This window comes from Streptomyces sp. NPDC014861, from assembly GCF_043081625.1.
GTDB lineage: Bacteria > Actinomycetota > Actinomycetes > Streptomycetales > Streptomycetaceae > Streptomyces.
The window spans coordinates 308,003-323,510 of sequence record NZ_JBIBWV010000007.1; the positions used below are offsets into that span (position 1 = coordinate 308,003).

Here is a 15,508-nt window from a genome sequence, read left to right on the forward strand (position 1 = left end):
CCGCATGATCATTCGTACGGACATCCGGCTCTCCGAGGCGGTACGCGCCCTGCTCGACGACGTGAACCACGCCGTCCTGGCCACGATCCAGCCCGACGGCTCCCCGCAGACCTCGGTGGTGTGGGTGGGCCGGGACGGCGACGACGTCCTCGTCTCCAGCCAGGAGGGCCGCCGCAAGGTCAAGAACATCCGGGCCGACGCGCGGGTCTCGCTCGTCCTCCTCGACCGCCGCGACCCGGACCGCTACACCGAGATCCGCGGCACGGCGACGGTCACCGAGGACGAGGGGCGGGCCCTGGCGGTGGCGCTGGCGGAGAAGTACGAGGGCGCGGACGCCGGGCGGGAGTACCTGGAACTGCCGCCCGAGAAGGTCCGGGTGACGCTCCGGATCACCCCGTCGAAGGTGCTGGGCCCGGTCCGCTGACGCACACCGGCGGGCCGGTACGGGGGCTCCCCGCCCGGTCGGCCGAGGGCACACCGGCGGCGCGGTACGGAGGCCCCGCCCGGTCCGCTGACGCACACCGGCGGGCCGGTACGGGAACCCCCGTACCGGCCCGCCGGCTTCTTCGAGCGCGTCCGGATCAGAAGCCGGCGGGCTCCACGTACACGCCCCACTCCTCGCGGAGCACGTCGCAGATCTCGCCGAGGGTGGCCTCGGCGCGGACCGCGTCGAGCATCGGCGGGATCATGTTGGAGCCGTCCCGGGAAGCGGCCAGCATGGCGTCGAGGGAGGCGCGGACCCTCGCCTCGTCGCGCCGGCCCTTCCGCTCGCCGAGGACGCGGACCTGCTCCCACTCGACCTCGTGGCTGACGCGCAGGATCTCCAGGTCGCCGGTGACCGAGCCGTGGTGCACGTTGACGCCGACGACCCGCTTCTCGCCCTTCTCCAGGGACTGCTGGTAGCGGAAGGCGGACTCGGCGATCTCGCCGGTGAACCAGCCGTCCTCGATGCCCCGAAGGATGCCGGAGGTGATCGGGCCGATCGGGTGCCTGCCGTCCGGGTGGGCCCGGAGTCCGCGCTCCCTGATCTGGTCGAAGATCTTCTCGGCGTCGGCCTCGATGCGGTCGGTGAGCTGCTCGACGTACCAGGAGCCGCCCAGCGGGTCGGCGACGTTGGCGACGCCGGTCTCCTCCATCAGCACCTGCTGGGTGCGCAGCGCGATCTCGGCGGCCTGCGCGCTGGGGAGGGCGAGGGTCTCGTCGAGGGCGTTGGTGTGGAGGGAGTTGGTGCCGCCGAGGACGGCGGAGAGCGCCTCCACGGCCGTGCGCACCACGTTGTTGTACGGCTGCTGCGCGGTGAGCGAGACGCCGGCGGTCTGGGTGTGGAAGCGCAGCCACTGCGCCTTGTCGGTCTTCGCCCCGTACACCTCCTTCATCCAGCGGGCCCAGATCCGGCGGGCGGCGCGGAACTTGGCGATCTCCTCGAAGAAGTCGAGGTGCGCGTCGAAGAAGAAGGAGAGGCCGGGCGCGAAGACGTCCACGTCGAGGCCGCGGGAGAGGCCGAGCTCGACGTAGCCGAAGCCGTCGGCCAGCGTGTACGCCAGCTCCTGCGCGGCCGTCGCCCCGGCCTCGCGGATGTGGTAGCCGGAGACGGAGAGCGGCTTGTACGCGGGGATGCCGGCGGCGCAGTGCTCCATCAGGTCGCCGATGAGGCGCAGGTGCGGCTCGGGCGGGAAGAGCCACTCCTTCTGCGCGATGTACTCCTTGAAGATGTCGGTCTGGAGCGTGCCGTTGAGCACCGCCGGGTCGACGCCCTGGCGCTCGGCGGCGACCAGGTACATGCAGAAGACCGGGACGGCGGGGCCCGAGATCGTCATCGAGGTGGTGACGTCGCCGAGCGGGATGTCCTTGAAGAGGACCTCCATGTCGGCGGCGGAGTCGATGGCGACGCCGCAGTGGCCGACCTCGCCCAGCGAGCGGGGGTCGTCGGAGTCGCGGCCCATGAGGGTGGGCATGTCGAAGGCGACCGAGAGCCCGCCGCCGCCGGCGGCGAGGATCATCTTGTACCGCTCGTTGGTCTGCTCGGCGTTGCCGAAGCCGGCGAACTGGCGGATGGTCCAGGTGCGGCCCCGGTAGCCGGTCGGGTGCAGTCCCCGGGTGAAGGGGTACTCGCCGGGCCAGCCGATGCGCTCGAACCCCTCGTAGGTGTCCCCGGGCCGGGGCCCGTAGACCGGCTCCACGGGGTCCCCGGAGAGCGTGGTGAAGTCCGCGTCGCGCTTGCGGGCCTTGTCGTAACGGGCCTGCCAGCGACGGCGGCCTTCCTCGATGGCGTCAGCGTCCATGCTTCAAATTTACTAGGACGTCCTAGTAAATGTCGATGACAAACCCCCGCACATCTGCGCGGGGGTGGGGGTCAGGCCTTGACGGGAACCGGCTGCGCGCCGCTGACCAGCGGCTTCACCTCGGCGACGACCTTGCGCTCGACGAAGAAGGCGGCGAAGGGGATCGTGCCGGAGAGCAGCAGCCACACGATCCTGCCGAACGACCACCGGGCCTTGGAGCCCAGGTCGAAGGCGAAGACCAGGTAGATGATGTACAGGACACCGTGGGTCTGGGAGACCGCGAAGGTCAGGTCCTCGCCGGTGTCGAAGCCGTACTTGGCGACCATGCAGCCGCAGAGCACGAGCAGCATGACGGCGGTCACGTACGCCATGACGCGGTAGCGGGTCAGCACGCTGGATTTCATGCCGTCGAGCGTAACCGTCCGCTTCGGGGCGATCTTCGCTGGGGTCGCCGCTCACCGGAGCGCTCACCGGAGCCGGGGCCGGTGCCCGCCCGAGCCGGGGCCGCCGCTCGCCCGAGCCGGGATCCGTCGCCCGCCGCACCCGGGGCCGGCGCTCGCCCGAGCCGGGGTCCGTCGCTCGCCGGAGCCCGGTCAGCGCTCGTCGAAGTCGTGCGCCGCGACCCGCAGCGGGCGCAGCAGGGCGAAGATCTCGGCGCACTCCTCGGAGTCGTACGCGCCGAGGCCGAATTCCATCTCCATCAGGTCGCGGGTGGCGGACTCGACCACCTCGCGGCCCTTCTCGGTGATGGAGGCGAGGGTGCCGCGCCCGTCGTTGGGGTTGGGGCGCTTGTCGACGAGGCCGGACTTCACGAGGCGGTCCACCGTGTTCGTCACCGAGGTGGGGTGGACCATCAGCCGCTCGCCGATCTTCGACATCGGCAGCTCGCCCGCCTTGGAGAAGGTCAGCAGCACCAGGGCCTCGTAGCGGGCGAAGGTCAGCCCGTACGGCTTGACCACGGCGTCGACCTCGGCCAGCAGGATCTGGTGGGCGCGCATGATCGAGGTGATCGCGGCCATCGAGGGGACCGGGCCCCAGCGCTTCTGCCAGAGTTCGTCGGCTCGGGCGATGGGGTCGAACGGGAGACTGAGCGGCTTCGGCACGCGTCGACCTTACCCACTGGTCACATGCCGGTCAGCCCTGTCTCACCTTTCGGCCGCCCGATGCGCGGGTCTCGGCCAGGAGCGCGGCCACGGCGACCGTGGCGAGGACCCCGGCGCCGGTGACGACGTGGTGGACGGGGACGAACTCGGCGACCAGTCCGGCGCCCGCCATGCCGAGCCCCTGGACGGTCATCATGCCCGCCGTCATGAGGGTCATGGCCCTCCCCCGCTGCTCCTCCGGGACGGCGGCGACGAACCAGGCGTCGAGGCCCAGGACGTAGGCGCCGGCGGCGCCGGACAGCCCGAGGGCGAGGGCGGCGAGGGCGAGGCCGGGGCGGAGCGCGTAGAGGAGGAAGGGGAGGAAGGTGACGAGGAGGAGCGGGGCGACGAGCCGGGAGCGGGTGGCGGGCCGCAGCACGGCGCCGGCGAGGAGTTCGCCGGCGATGGTGCCGACGGGCATGGCGCACATGAGGAGGCCGAGGGCGGCGGTGGAGGCGCCGAGCTCGCGCGCGTAGGGGGCCGCGAGGGCCTCGGGGACGACGACGAAGAACGGCGGCACCCAGAAGAGCAGCATCAGGACGCGGATCCGCCGGTCGCGCAGGAGGGACCAGGTGGCGCCGAGCCCTTCGCGCGCTGCGGCGGCGGCGCGGGCGGGGCGGCGGGCGGTGCCGAGGCGCAGCAGGACGGCGGAGAGGAGGAAGGTGCCGGCGGTGAGGGCGATGGCGCCGCGGGCGGGGACGACGGTGAGGAGGACGCCACCGACGCCGAAGCCGGCGAGGAGGGCGGACTGGGAGACGATCCGCAGGAGCGAGCGGCCGAGGACGAAGAGGTCGCCGTCTCCGAGGATGTCGGCGAGGGTCGCCATCCGGGTGCCCTGGAAGACGGGGGCGACGACGGCGACGACGCAGCGCAGGACGAGGAGTCCGGCGACGGGGGTGGCGGGCAGCACCATGAGCCCGACGGCGCCGGCGCAGATCAGGTCGCAGACGACGAGGACCCGGCGGGGCGGGTGGCGGTCGGCGACGCCGGCGAGGAGAGTGCCGCCGAGGAGGTAGGGGACGAAGCCGACGGCGAAGGTGAGGGAGGAGAGGAGCGGGGAGCGGGTGAGGTCGTAGACGAGGACGGTGAGCGCGATCTCGCTGACGACGAGTCCGAGGAGCGAGAGGAGGTGCGCTCCGAAGACCCATCGGAACTCGCGGACGCGGAAGACGGCGAGGTAGCCGGGCGGGGGTGCGGTGGCGGCCGGGGGTGCGGCGGCCGCCGTGTCGGTCGGGGACATGGCGGCAGCGTGCGGGGCGGGAGCCGTCCCGTCCTAGACTTTCGGCTCCAGCCGAATCATGAGACCGCGAAGGCCCGGATCGGACCCCGGGTCCAGCGAGTCCCGAGACCCGCGAGGCCCGGTTCGGGCCCCGCGTCCGCCCAGTCCTGAGACCGCGAGCCCCGCATCGAGCCCCGGGTCCACCGGATCCGGTGCGACCGCGAGGCCCGGAAGGGCTCCGGGGTCCACCGAGTCCTGGGACCCGCGAGGCCCGAGTCGGGTCCCAGGTCCGCCCAGTCCTGCCGAAAGCCCGGGAGCCGTCATGCCGTACCACCTGCTCTTCGGGGAGGCGGACGCCCTGCGGATCCGGTTCGCGGTGTCGCCGCTGTGGGAGACGCAGTCGGCCGTACGGGTGCTGGCGCGGCCCCGGAGGCAGGGCTACCACCTGCCGTGGCTGCGGCGGATCGCCGGGGCCGCGCGGGAGCTGGAGCTGGCGCCGCTCCACCTGCTCATGCCGGAGCGGGGGCATTCGCCGGACTTCCTCTATCCGCCGCCGCTCGGGCCGGCCGCCTCCTTCGAGGACGAGCTCGCGGCCGTGCGGGCGGTCGATCCGGCGTTGGCGGGTCCGGACCTCGCGCGGGCGCTGGCCTGCACGCCGGGGGCCGCCGAGAGCGCGGAGGGGCGGCGGCTGCTCGCCGACCCCGCGGCGGCGGTGGAGCGGCTGGCCGATCTGCTGGCGGCCGCCTGGGAGGCGCTGATCGCTCCCGACTGGCCGCGGTTGCGGGCGTTGCTGGAGGCGGACGTGGCGTACCACTCGCGGCGGCTGGCGGACGGGGGCCTGGAGCGGCTGCTCGGCGAGCTGCACCCGTCGTTCTCCTGGGATCCGGGGACGGCGGTCCTGGAGGTGCGCGGTTATCGCGGGGAGCACGTCCGGGCGCTGGGCGGGCAGGGGCTGGTGCTGATGCCGTCGGTGTTCATCTGGCCGGAGGTGGTGAGCGGTTTCGAGGAGCCGTGGCAGCCGACGGTGGTGTATCCGGTGCGCGGGATCGGCGGGCTGTGGACGGAGCCCCGCGGGCGCACCCCCGAGGCTCTCGCCCGGCTGCTCGGTCCGGTGCGGGCGGACGTCCTGTGCGCCCTCACCGAGCCGATGGGGACGACGGCGCTGGCCCATCGGCTCGGCCGGGCGCCCTCGACCGTCTCGTCCCACCTGTCGGTGCTGAGGGAGGCGGGGCTGCTGGCCTCGCGGCGCTACGGCCATCAGGTGCTGTACGAGCGGACGCCGCTGGGGATGGCGGTGTCGCATCCGGACGACGGGTGACCGACATGTCAGGATGACGCGGTCTGTCCCGTTCCGCTCATGGACGGGGCCTGCGCCCGTACTCCCCTTGTCGCCGACCCTGGGGGCCGGATGTCCCGCCGTACGACCGCCACCGCCACGCTCGCCCTGCTCAGCGCGCTGCTGCTGACCGCGAGCGGGTGCTCCTCCGACGAGCCCGCCCGCTCCCCCGTCGGGCCGCCCGCCGCGACGGAGCGCGGGACGCCGCCGCCCACCGGGGGCTCGCCGTTCTGGGTGGACCCGGAGAGCGACGCGGCGAAGCAGGTGCGGCAGTACGAGGCGCAGGGCCGCGCGGACGACGCCCGGGCGCTGAAGCGGATCTCGGAGCAGCCGGTCGCGGACTGGCCGGCCGGGGACGATCCGGTGCCGGAGATCCTTCGGGCGGTGCGCGGGGCGGCGGCGGAGGACCGGACGGCGGTCTTCGTCGCGTACAACATCCCGCACCGGGACTGCGGCATGTACTCGGCGGGCGGGGCGCGGGACGGGGAGGCGTACCGCGCGTGGGTGGACTCCTTCGCCTCGGCGATCGGGGACGCCCCGGCGGTGGTGGTGCTGGAGCCGGACGCGGTGCCGCACATGGTGGACGGCTGCACGCCGGGGCAGTACCACGAGGAGCGGTCGCGGCTGCTGTCGGAGGCGATCGAGCGGCTGAAGCGGCAGCCGGGGACGCGGGTCTACCTGGACGCGGGGAACCCGGCGTGGATCGACGACGCGGGAAAGCTGGTGGAGCCGCTGCGGCGGGCGGGGATCTCCCGGGCGGACGGCTTCTCGCTGAACGTGTCGAACTTCCAGACCGACGCGGTGGTGCGGGAGTTCGGGGCGACCCTGTCGGGGCTGCTCGGCGGGATGCACTTCACGGTCGACACGAGCCGGAACGGCGCCGGCCCCCTCCCGGGGGACCGGGCGGAGGCCTGGTGCAATCCCCCGGGCCGGTCGCTCGGCGTGCCGCCGACGGACCGGACCGGGGACGCGCTGGTGGACGCGTATCTGTGGATCAAGCGGCCGGGGGACTCGGACGGGCAGTGCCGGGGCGGTCCGGCCGCGGGGACATGGTGGCCGGAGTACGCGCTGGGGCTGGCACGGCGCACGGAGTCCTGACCGGGCCTCAGTCCTCCTTCACCTGGATCCAGGTGGCCTCCGACGGGATGCCGGCGTCGTCGGTGACGAAGAGCATGTACCAGCCGGGCGGGACGAGGGTGGTGTCGTCCGGGGCGTCCACGGTGACCGTGAGCCCGTCGCCGCCCTTCGTCAGCTCCAGGGCCACCGAGCGCTGTTCGACGTCGGTGGTGTGGGTGACGGCGCTGGGCCTCATCAGCCGGGCCTTGGTGATCCGGCCGGCGTCCTCGGTCCTGAAGGTGGCGCGGCCGTTGCGGTCGAGCTCCCGCGGGCCCTCGCCGAGGGCGGGGCGGTCGGCGCCGGCCCGGTGGAGGTAGGGCGGGGTGAAGACCTCCATGCGCTGTTCGAAGGTGCCGAGCTTGGTGTTGTCCTTGTCGTCGAAGAGCGGGTCGGAGCCGAAGGTGGCGACCCGTCCGTCGGGCAACAGCAGCGCCTCCGCGTGGTAGTTGCGGCCGACGGTGGGTTCGGCGGCGGCGGCGAAGGCGTTGGTGGCGGGGTCGTAGAACTGGGCCTTGAGGATGTCGCTGCCGCCGCGGCCCCGGTAGTCGCGGGAGCCGCCGGTGGTGAAGACGGTGTCGTCGGGGAGGAGCACGCTGTTGAGGTAGCGGGTGCCCTGCGGGAGGGCGGGGCCGTCCTCGAAGGTGGGGCTCTCGGTGGTGAGGTCGACGATGGCGGTGCGGGCGGTGGACTTGGCGGACTCGCCGACGCCGCCGCCGCCGAGGACCATGACCTTCTGGGCCTGCGCCGGGGGCAGGATCAGGGAGGCGGAGGTCTCCAGCTGGTCGGGGTCGGTGAGGCCGGGCAGGGGGGTGAAGGAGTTGGTCCTCAGGTCCCAGAGGCCGGGTGCGCGGCCCTTCTCGGCGGGGCCGTAGCCGGCGTTGGAGCCGGTGTAGAGGAGCTTGCCGCCCTTGGTGAGGAAGAGCGAGGGGTAGGTCGGGAAGTAGCGGAAGGGGCCCTTGGTCCACTTCTTGGTCTTCGGGTCGAAGATCTCGTTGTCGCCGGGGACGACGTCGCCGACGTCGTTGAGCCCGGAGACGGCGAGGACCTTGCCGTCCTGGAGGCCGACGAGGGTGGGGTACCAGCGGGCGTCCTTCATGGGGGCGACCGGCACGTACTTCTCGGCCCTGGGGTCGAACTCGTAGGCGGCCCTGATGCCCTGGAAGTCCTGCTTCTCTGTGGTGAGCTTCTGGGCGAGGCCGTAGACGTTGTCGGCGTCCTTGCCCTTGAGGCCGACGATCTCGTACTGGGCGGCCTGGGTGGTGAGGCCCTGCGGGCCCTCCTCGACGGCCTCGACGAAGACGCGGGCCTCGGCGGCGGTCACCTTGGTCTCCCAGGGCTTCATCTGGCCGCTCGTGAAGTACGAGATCGCGAACTCGCGCTTGGCCTTGGGGACGGTGACGTCGGTGGTGGTGACGTACTCGACGCCGGACGGGGAGCGGAAGCGGGTGCCCTTCTTCAGGGTGACGGCCTTGTCGGGGCTCTCGTTCTTGACCCGCATGCCGCCGCCGGCCTTCGTCACCCCGCCGTCGAGGACCTCGTAGCGGGCGGTGCCGCCGGCCACCAGGAGCCGTCCGTCGGGGAGCTGGCTGTGGCCGGCGCAGAAGAAGTCCTCGGGGGTGGGGATCTTCTTGAAGGTGTTCTTCACCGGGTCCCACAGGACGGTGTCGAAGGTCCCGGCGTCGAAGTTCTTCTGGTTGTTGCCGGAGCCGGCGATCAGCAGCACCTTGCCGGTGTGGAGGAGGGCCGCGTGGATGGCGTTGACGCGGGCGCCGTCGGGGACGGAGACCGCGCCCCAGGAGCCGTACCTCTTCTTGTAGCCGGGCTGGGCGATCTTGTAGGCGTGGTACTTCTCCGAGGCGAAGGTGACGGCGGCGGGGGCGTTGAGCGCCGCGAGGACGAGGACGGCGCCGCTGCCGAGCAGCGTCTTCTTGAACTTCTTGGACGGCCGGTACGCCATGGATCAGTTCCCTCCGGTCGTCGTGGGCGCGGTGGTCGCGGGCGGGTGCGGGGGCGGGGACTGCGGGAGCGGCGGTACGGTGCGCAGCTCGATCCCGCGGGCGAGGGCGAGGCGGCGGGCGCGGGCCCGGGCGCGGATCCGGGCGCGGACCGCGCGGATCCGCCGGTCGCGCAGGAGGGTCCAGGACCGGACGGTGACCGGGGCGAGCGTGATGACGAGGGCGAGGACCGCCCAGGTGCGCATGGCCGCGTGGGTGTGGTCGAAGTGGACCGAGGCCACCAGGGAGGCGACGAGGACGACCGCCCAGTACAGGTGGATGCGGAAGGTGAGGAGCCGGTCGGGGCTGGCGGCGCCGCCCTTGGGGGTGACGACGAAGCGGCCGCGGGTGCGCAGCAGCGCGGAGCCGAGGGACTTGAGGTAGACGGGCGCGGAGAGCGCGGACATCACCATGCCGGCGAGGCCGCCGGAGCCCTCGGGCTCGTGCGGGGAGACGTTGTGGCGGCGGTTCCAGAGGTAGAGGCCGATCTGGAGCGCGACGGCGTCGCTGTAGATCATGAGCCAGACCTGGGAGGAGACCTGGGTGCCGGAGGCGCCGAGCCACAGGTAGAGGACGCAGCTGAGGATGCCGAGCAGCCAGTTGACGGCCGTCATGGGGTAGTAGACGAGCATCAGCGTGTAGTTGAGGAGGCGGCCGGGCGGCATGGAGAACGGCGCCTTCCAGTACTGCTTGAGGATCGTCTCGTAGGTGCCGCGGGACCAGCGGAGCTGCTGGGTGAAGAAGTCGGTCCAGGACTCCGGTCCCTCGCCGACGGCGAGGACGTCGGGGGTGTAGACGGAGCGCCAGCGGCGGCCGGTGACCGGGTTCTTGCGGCGGTGCAGCTCGAAGCCGGTGGCCATGTCCTCGGTGATGGAGTCGTACAGGCCGCCGATCTGCTTCAGGGCGGCGATCCGGACGACGTTGTTGGTGCCGACGAACATGGGGGCGCGGTAGCGGTTGCCGGCGCGCTGGATGAGGGCGTGGAAGAGGAACTGCTGGGACTCGGCGGCCTTGGTGACGGCGCCGCCGTAGTTGCCGTAGACCTGCGGTCCGACGACGAAGGCGACGTCGGGGTCGCGGAACCAGCCGAGCATCCGGGCCAGGAAGTCGGGGAGCGGCACGTGGTCGGTGTCGACCGAGGCGAAGTACTCGTAGGCGTCGCCGTGCATGGCCAGCCAGGCGTTGTAGTTGCCGTGCTTGGTCCTCGCCTTGTGCGCGCCCTTCTTCCGGTTCCACTCGGGCACGCCGGCCCGGGTGAAGTGGCGGACGCCGAGTTCGGCGCAGAGGGCCTTGGCCTCGGGGCTGTCGCCCTCGTCGAGGAGCCAGACGTGCAGGGTGCCGTCGTGCCGCATGCGGACGGCGGCCTCCAGGGTGCCGCGGACCATGGTGAGGGGTTCCTTGCCGGGCACGTACGTGGTGAGGAAGGCGACCCGGGTGCCCTCCTCGGGGTACACCGGGACGGGGTCCCGGGCGACCATGGTGGCGTGGGCGACGGAGACGACGTTCACCAGCATGAAGAAGCAGATGAGGCCGATCGACACGAGCATCACGGTGTCGTAGGGCACCCGCCAGCTGTCGTCGCCCTCGCGGACGGTCCAGTGGGTGGGCCAGACGAGGTAGGCCAGGAGCACCGCGGAGAGCACCGGCGCGAGGGCCATGAGGAGGACGGCTCGTATTCGGTGCGGTTCCTTCGAGAGCAGACTCGTGTACTGCACCTGGTAGGCCGTCGTGTCCGGTTCCGTGAGGGGACCGGCGAGTCGGCTGTAGGTGTCGTAGTCGTAGCCTCCCGGCCGCACGGTGCCTCCAGCTGTCGTCGAACGGGTCGATATCCTCACGAAAGGGGACATCGTCCGGCGTGTCGACTGGAGTACTCCGAGTGAGGGTGTTCTAGCGCCCGCGTCCACCCGATCGCCGCAGCGTGTACGCGACGGCCTTCCGGGCCACCGGGTTCAGCTCCTCGACGGCGGCGAGCAGCGCGCCGAGCTGCTCCAGCGCGGTGAGGGCCGCCTCGGCGCCGTCCGGGTCGACGCCCTCGTACAGTTCGAGCCCGACGAAGGACGCGGCGACGGCCCGGGCCAGTCCCGAGGGGTCGGCGAAGCCGTCGAGCGGGCCGCCGGCGAGCACCCTGCGGAGCACCTGCTCGATCTCGCCGATCCACAGGTCGAGGCCGGCGGCGGTGGCCGGGGCGAGCCGGGGGTGGTTCCGGGCGCCGGCGAGCAGCTGGGCCAGGACGGCGACGTGCCCGGCGTCCCGCTCCTCCTCGTGCATCGCGCGTCCGAAGGCGAGCAGTTCGTCGAGGCTGGTGACGGCCCGGAGCCGGTCGCGGTGGCGGGCCACCCGCTGCTCCGCACCACGCCGGCAGGCGGCCGCGAGCAGGTCGTCGACGGAGCCGAAGTGGTAGAAGACCAGGGCTTGGTTGACGCCCGCGGCGGCGGCGACCGAGCGGCCGGAGGTCCCGGCGATCCCGTGCTCCACGAGCGACCGCAGGGCCCCGTCGAGCAGCTTCTCGCGGGTCTCCCGCCCCTTGTCGTCGCGCGCCCCCCGCGCCTTCTCTTCCCGGCTCACGCCCGCCCCTCCTCGCGCACGGGGCCCACCCCCGGGCACCCCCGGAGCGGCCGCGCGCACGTCCGGCCGCCGCCGGCCCGGTGGCGCTCCCCCGCGGAGACACCGGCGCCGGCGACGGCCGGGAACGGGAACGCGCTGTGGATCCCCACGACCGTTCCCCCGTCTTGAGCGACTGCTCAAGGAGGACGTTAACCGATGACGATCATTCGCTCAAAGCGCGGGCGGAGACGGAAGAGCCCCCGGCGGGACGCCGGGGGCTCGTACGGGTCTCGGCTCAGGCGCCGAGGTGGCGCTCCACGGTCTCGACCTTGGCGGTGAGCCCGTCGCTGACGCCGGGGCGGATGTCGGCCTTGAGGACGACGGAGACGCGCGGCGCGCGCGCCTCGACGGCGGCGACGGCCCGCTTGACGACGTCCATCACCTCGTCCCACTCGCCCTCGACGGAGGTGAACATGGCGTCGGTGCGGTTCGGGAGGCCGGACTCGCGGACGACCCGGACGGCGTCGGCGACGTACTCGCCGACCTCCTCCCCCACGCCGAGCGGGGTGACGGAGAACGCGACGATCACGCCTTCACCGCGCCCTCGGCGGCCTCGGCGCGGGCGCGCGAGGCGGTGACGGCCGCGTCGGCCTCGGCCTTCAGCTTGCGGTCGGCGAAGAAGCCGCCGAAGGGGACCACGGAGAGGAGGAAGTAGACGGTGGCGGTGCCGAAGCTCCACTTGGCGCGGTTCCAGGCGTCCAGCCAGAAGAGCACGTACAGCACGAAGAGCACGCCGTGGACGGCGCCCATGACCGGCACCGCGTTGAAGTCCGTGGTCCGCTTGAGCACCGAGCAGACCAGCAGGAGCAGGAACGACACGGCCTCGGGGGCGGAGACGAGCCGGAGGCGGTGGAGCGAGGAAGCGGTCTTGAGGTCCACGGAGGGGTCACCTTCGTTGTCGAGCCGACGGAGCGTACCGGCGGGCGAGCTGCCGAGCGATCTTGTGAACGGATGCACAAGGGTGGGCGGATCCATTGTGCACGCCGTCTTTGCAGTCCCTTTAACCGGGTCCCCGCTACCTTCGGCCCGTGGCTACGTTCCGACTCCAGGGCAGCAAGGTGCTCGCCGTGACGATGACCGGCGACGCCGTCAAGGCGAAGAACGGCTCGATGGTCGCCTACGACGGGCAGATGGCGTTCAAGAAGATGAGCGGCGGCGGTGAGGGCCTGCGCGGCATGGTCACCCGCCGGCTGACCGGCGAGCAGATGGAGGTGATGGAGGTCAGGGGCCAGGGGACCTGCTGGTTCGCCGACCGGGCCTCCGAGATCAACCTCGTCCAGCTGCACGGCGACAAGCTGTGGGTGGAGGCGAGCAACCTGCTCTGCGCCGACGCCGCGCTGCGCACCGGCACCACCTTCACGGGGATGCGCGGCGGCGCGACCGGCAACGGCCTCTTCACCACCACGGTGGAGGGCACCGGGCAGGCGGCGATCATGTCCGACGGCCCGGCGACGGTGCTCCGGGTGACCCCGCAGTACCCGCTGTCGGTCGACCCCGGCGCGTACATCGCCCACCAGGGCGACCTCCAGCAGCACTTCCAGTCGGGCGTGACCTTCCGCACCCTGATCGGCGAGGGCGGCGGCGAGGCCTTCCAGATCCGCTTCGAGGGCGACGGGCTGGTCTACGTGCAGCCGAGCGAGCGCAACACCATCGGAGGTGACGTCTGATGCCGTTCCGCGAGGTGAACTCGAAGATGATCGAGGCGACCGTGGTGCCCGGGCAGCGGCTCTTCAGCCAGCGCGGGGCGATGCTGGCGTACCGCGGGGACGTCACGTTCACGCCGAACATCGCGGGCGGCCAGGGGGGCCTGATGTCGATGATCGGCCGCCGGGTGGCCGGCGAGGCGACGCCGCTGATGACCGTGGAGGGCAACGGCCTCGTGATGTTCGGGCACGGCGGCCACCACATCCAGGTGATCGCGCTGACCGGCGACACCCTCCACGTGGAGGCGGACCGGCTGCTCGCCTTCGACGGGACCCTGGAGCAGGGCACGATGTTCATGGGCTCGCAGGGCGGCGTCATGGGCATGGTCCGCGGCCAGGTGACCGGCCAGGGCCTCTTCACCACCACCCTCAAGGGCCACGGCTCGGTGGCGGTCATGGCGCACGGCGGGGTGATCGAGCTGCCGATCACGCCGGGCCGCCCGGTCCACGTCGACCCGCAGGCGTACGTGGCCCACCACGGCGACGTGCGCAACAAGCTCTCGGCCGCGCTGGGCTGGCGCGACATGGTGGGCCGCGGCTCCGGCGAGGCGTTCCAGCTGGAGCTGAGCGGCAGCGGTGCGGTGTACGTCCAGGCGTCGGAGGAGAAGCTGTGACCACCCCTGTCATCCACGATCCGCACACCCTGCCGTCGGACGACAACGTCAACGCGTACACCTTCTGCGTCGAACTGAAGGGCTCCCCCTGGTTCCTCCAGAAGGGGAAGATGATCGCCTACTACGGGCGGATCGACTTCAACGGCATCGGGCACGGGCGGCTCGACCGACTGGTGCGGACCGCCTTCCACTCGCCGCTGCACGCGAGCGACTGGGTGGTGGCCGAGGGCACCGGCAAGATGCTGCTCGCGGACCGGGCCTTCGACGTGAACTCGTACGACCTGGACGAGGGCAATCTGACGATCCGGTCCGGGAACCTGCTGGCCTACCAGCCGACGCTGGCGCTGAAGCAGTCGATCGTGCCGGGCTTCGTGACGCTGATCGGCACGGGCAAGTTCGTCGCCGCGTCCAACGGCCCGGTGGTCTTCATGGAGCCGCCGCTCCGGGTGGACCCGCAGGCCCTGGTCGGCTGGGCGGACTGCCCCTCCCCCTGCCATCATTACGACCACGCCTACCTGACGGGCGTGATGGGTGGCGTACGGGCCCTGACCGGCATCGGGGGCTCCTCCGGCGAGGAGCACCAGTTCGAGTTCATCGGCGCGGGCACGGTCCTGCTCCAGTCGACGGAGCTGCTGATGGCGGAACGGAACATCGGCGGGCCGCCGGCCCAGGCCGGGGTGCCGGGCGGGCACGGACACGGTTCCGGCCAGGCGGCGCAGGCCGCGGTACCGCGCCTTCCCGGCCAGCTCGGGGACTTGCAGCGGCGCTTCGGGCTGTGAGCGGTAGTCTGCGGAGCGTGACGCTTCGAACGGCCGCGCGAGGCGTGCGGCCGGCCCGGCGGGTGCCGCGCGTCACCCCGCAGATTTCGTCAAGTATTCAACTTCTTAGGTAGAATCCACTCTATGGACACCGAGACGGCCACTCCCTGGCTCACCGACGCCGAGCAGTGCGCGTGGCGCACCTTCCTCGACGTCCAGAGAATGCTGACGCACCAGCTGGAGCGCGACCTCCAGCCCTTCGGCCTGACGATGAACGACTACGAGATCCTCGTCAACCTCTCCGAGTCCGCCGAACACAGGCTCCGGATGAGCGACCTCGCCGCCGCCACCCTCCAGTCCAAGAGCCGCCTCTCCCACCAGATCACCCGGATGGAGAACGCCGGCCTGGTCGAGCGGGTCAACTGCGAGTCCGACCGGCGCGGCCTCTACGCCGTCCTCACCGACCAGGGCATGGAGACCATGCGCAAGGTCGCCCCGCACCACGTGGAGTCCGTCCGCGACCACTTCATCGACCGGCTCACCCCGGAGGCGCTCGGCGACCTCCACGAGTCGCTGAAGCCGGTCGCCGAGCGGCTGCGCGGCAAGCGCGGCAAGCCGTGACCTGACAGAGAAGCGGGGGGGGGGGGGGCCCCCGCCCCCCCCCCGGGCCCCCCCCCCGCCCCCCCCCCCCCCCCCCCCCCCCCCCCCCCCCGCCCCCCCCCCCCCCCCCCCCCCCGTAC

16 protein-coding genes are annotated in these 15,508 nt (G+C 72.3%); 7 read left to right on the plus strand and 9 right to left on the minus strand.

Annotated features, from left to right (window positions below; translation table 11 throughout):
• Nucleotides 1-4: 4 nt before the first annotated feature.
• Nucleotides 5-424, plus strand: a complete 420-nt coding sequence (locus tag ACF1BN_RS17700) for a PPOX class F420-dependent oxidoreductase (RefSeq protein ID WP_392332515.1) — start codon at nucleotides 5-7, stop codon at nucleotides 422-424.
• Between the two features lie 157 nt (nucleotides 425-581).
• Here ACF1BN_RS17700 and ACF1BN_RS17705 read toward each other — a convergent pair whose 3' ends face one another.
• The 4 genes from ACF1BN_RS17705 to ACF1BN_RS17720 all read right to left on the minus strand — a co-directional run bounded on the left by ACF1BN_RS17705 (nucleotide 582) and on the right by ACF1BN_RS17720 (nucleotide 4,664).
• Nucleotides 582-2,282: a methylmalonyl-CoA mutase gene (locus ACF1BN_RS17705; protein WP_392332516.1), complete on the minus strand. Its 1,701-nt coding sequence runs from the start codon at nucleotides 2,280-2,282 to the stop codon at nucleotides 582-584.
• A 71-nt stretch (nucleotides 2,283-2,353) separates the two neighbouring features.
• On the minus strand, nucleotides 2,354-2,686 hold the full coding sequence (locus ACF1BN_RS17710) for a DUF3817 domain-containing protein (protein WP_376601973.1): 333 nt from the start codon (nucleotides 2,684-2,686) through the stop codon (nucleotides 2,354-2,356).
• A gap of 189 nt (nucleotides 2,687-2,875) precedes the next feature.
• The gene (locus tag ACF1BN_RS17715; protein ID WP_392332517.1) at nucleotides 2,876-3,385 is read right to left on the minus strand and encodes a MarR family winged helix-turn-helix transcriptional regulator; all 510 of its coding nucleotides are present in this window, start codon (nucleotides 3,383-3,385) and stop codon (nucleotides 2,876-2,878) included.
• A gap of 31 nt (nucleotides 3,386-3,416) precedes the next feature.
• Nucleotides 3,417-4,664 (minus strand): MFS transporter, encoded by a 1,248-nt coding sequence (locus tag ACF1BN_RS17720; RefSeq protein WP_392332518.1) that lies wholly within the window; start codon nucleotides 4,662-4,664, stop codon nucleotides 3,417-3,419.
• A gap of 301 nt (nucleotides 4,665-4,965) precedes the next feature.
• Here ACF1BN_RS17720 and ACF1BN_RS17725 point away from each other — a divergent pair, with 301 nt between their 5' ends.
• Entirely contained in the window at nucleotides 4,966-5,961 is a 996-nt protein-coding gene (locus ACF1BN_RS17725) for a DUF5937 family protein (protein WP_392332519.1), read from the plus strand.
• A gap of 90 nt (nucleotides 5,962-6,051) precedes the next feature.
• Nucleotides 6,052-7,077 (plus strand): glycoside hydrolase family 6 protein, encoded by a 1,026-nt coding sequence (locus tag ACF1BN_RS17730; RefSeq protein WP_392332520.1) that lies wholly within the window; start codon nucleotides 6,052-6,054, stop codon nucleotides 7,075-7,077.
• 7 nt (nucleotides 7,078-7,084) lie between these two features.
• Here the strand turns inward: ACF1BN_RS17730 and ACF1BN_RS17735 are convergent, their stop codons facing one another.
• From ACF1BN_RS17735 to ACF1BN_RS17755, 5 genes are all read right to left on the minus strand, one after another.
• Entirely contained in the window at nucleotides 7,085-9,052 is a 1,968-nt protein-coding gene (locus ACF1BN_RS17735; RefSeq protein ID WP_392332521.1) for a galactose oxidase-like domain-containing protein, read from the minus strand.
• Nucleotides 9,053-9,055: 3 nt separating this feature from the next.
• On the minus strand, nucleotides 9,056-10,885 hold the full coding sequence (locus tag ACF1BN_RS17740; RefSeq protein ID WP_392332522.1) for a glycosyltransferase family 2 protein: 1,830 nt from the start codon (nucleotides 10,883-10,885) through the stop codon (nucleotides 9,056-9,058).
• 91 nt (nucleotides 10,886-10,976) lie between these two features.
• Nucleotides 10,977-11,654, minus strand: a complete 678-nt coding sequence (locus ACF1BN_RS17745) for a TetR/AcrR family transcriptional regulator (protein ID WP_392332523.1) — start codon at nucleotides 11,652-11,654, stop codon at nucleotides 10,977-10,979.
• A 274-nt stretch (nucleotides 11,655-11,928) separates the two neighbouring features.
• Complete coding sequence (locus tag ACF1BN_RS17750; protein WP_392332524.1) at nucleotides 11,929-12,222, minus strand: MTH1187 family thiamine-binding protein; 294 nt, start codon at nucleotides 12,220-12,222, stop codon at nucleotides 11,929-11,931.
• The gene (locus tag ACF1BN_RS17755) at nucleotides 12,219-12,572 is read right to left on the minus strand and encodes a DUF3817 domain-containing protein (protein WP_392332525.1); all 354 of its coding nucleotides are present in this window, start codon (nucleotides 12,570-12,572) and stop codon (nucleotides 12,219-12,221) included. The genes ACF1BN_RS17750 and ACF1BN_RS17755 overlap by 4 nt, the downstream gene beginning before the upstream one ends.
• Before the next feature lie 149 nt (nucleotides 12,573-12,721).
• Here ACF1BN_RS17755 and ACF1BN_RS17760 point away from each other — a divergent pair, with 149 nt between their 5' ends.
• From ACF1BN_RS17760 to ACF1BN_RS17775, 4 genes are all read left to right on the plus strand, one after another.
• Nucleotides 12,722-13,360: an AIM24 family protein gene (locus ACF1BN_RS17760; RefSeq protein WP_392332526.1), complete on the plus strand. Its 639-nt coding sequence runs from the start codon at nucleotides 12,722-12,724 to the stop codon at nucleotides 13,358-13,360.
• A complete protein-coding gene (locus tag ACF1BN_RS17765) occupies nucleotides 13,360-14,010 on the plus strand; it encodes an AIM24 family protein (protein ID WP_392332527.1) in 651 nt (216 codons plus the stop codon). The genes ACF1BN_RS17760 and ACF1BN_RS17765 overlap by 1 nt, the downstream gene beginning before the upstream one ends.
• Entirely contained in the window at nucleotides 14,007-14,789 is a 783-nt protein-coding gene (locus ACF1BN_RS17770; RefSeq protein WP_392332528.1) for an AIM24 family protein, read from the plus strand. The genes ACF1BN_RS17765 and ACF1BN_RS17770 overlap by 4 nt, the downstream gene beginning before the upstream one ends.
• 123 nt (nucleotides 14,790-14,912) lie before the next feature.
• Nucleotides 14,913-15,389 (plus strand): MarR family winged helix-turn-helix transcriptional regulator, encoded by a 477-nt coding sequence (locus tag ACF1BN_RS17775; protein ID WP_392332529.1) that lies wholly within the window; start codon nucleotides 14,913-14,915, stop codon nucleotides 15,387-15,389.
• The last annotated feature ends 119 nt before the right edge of the window (nucleotides 15,390-15,508 follow it).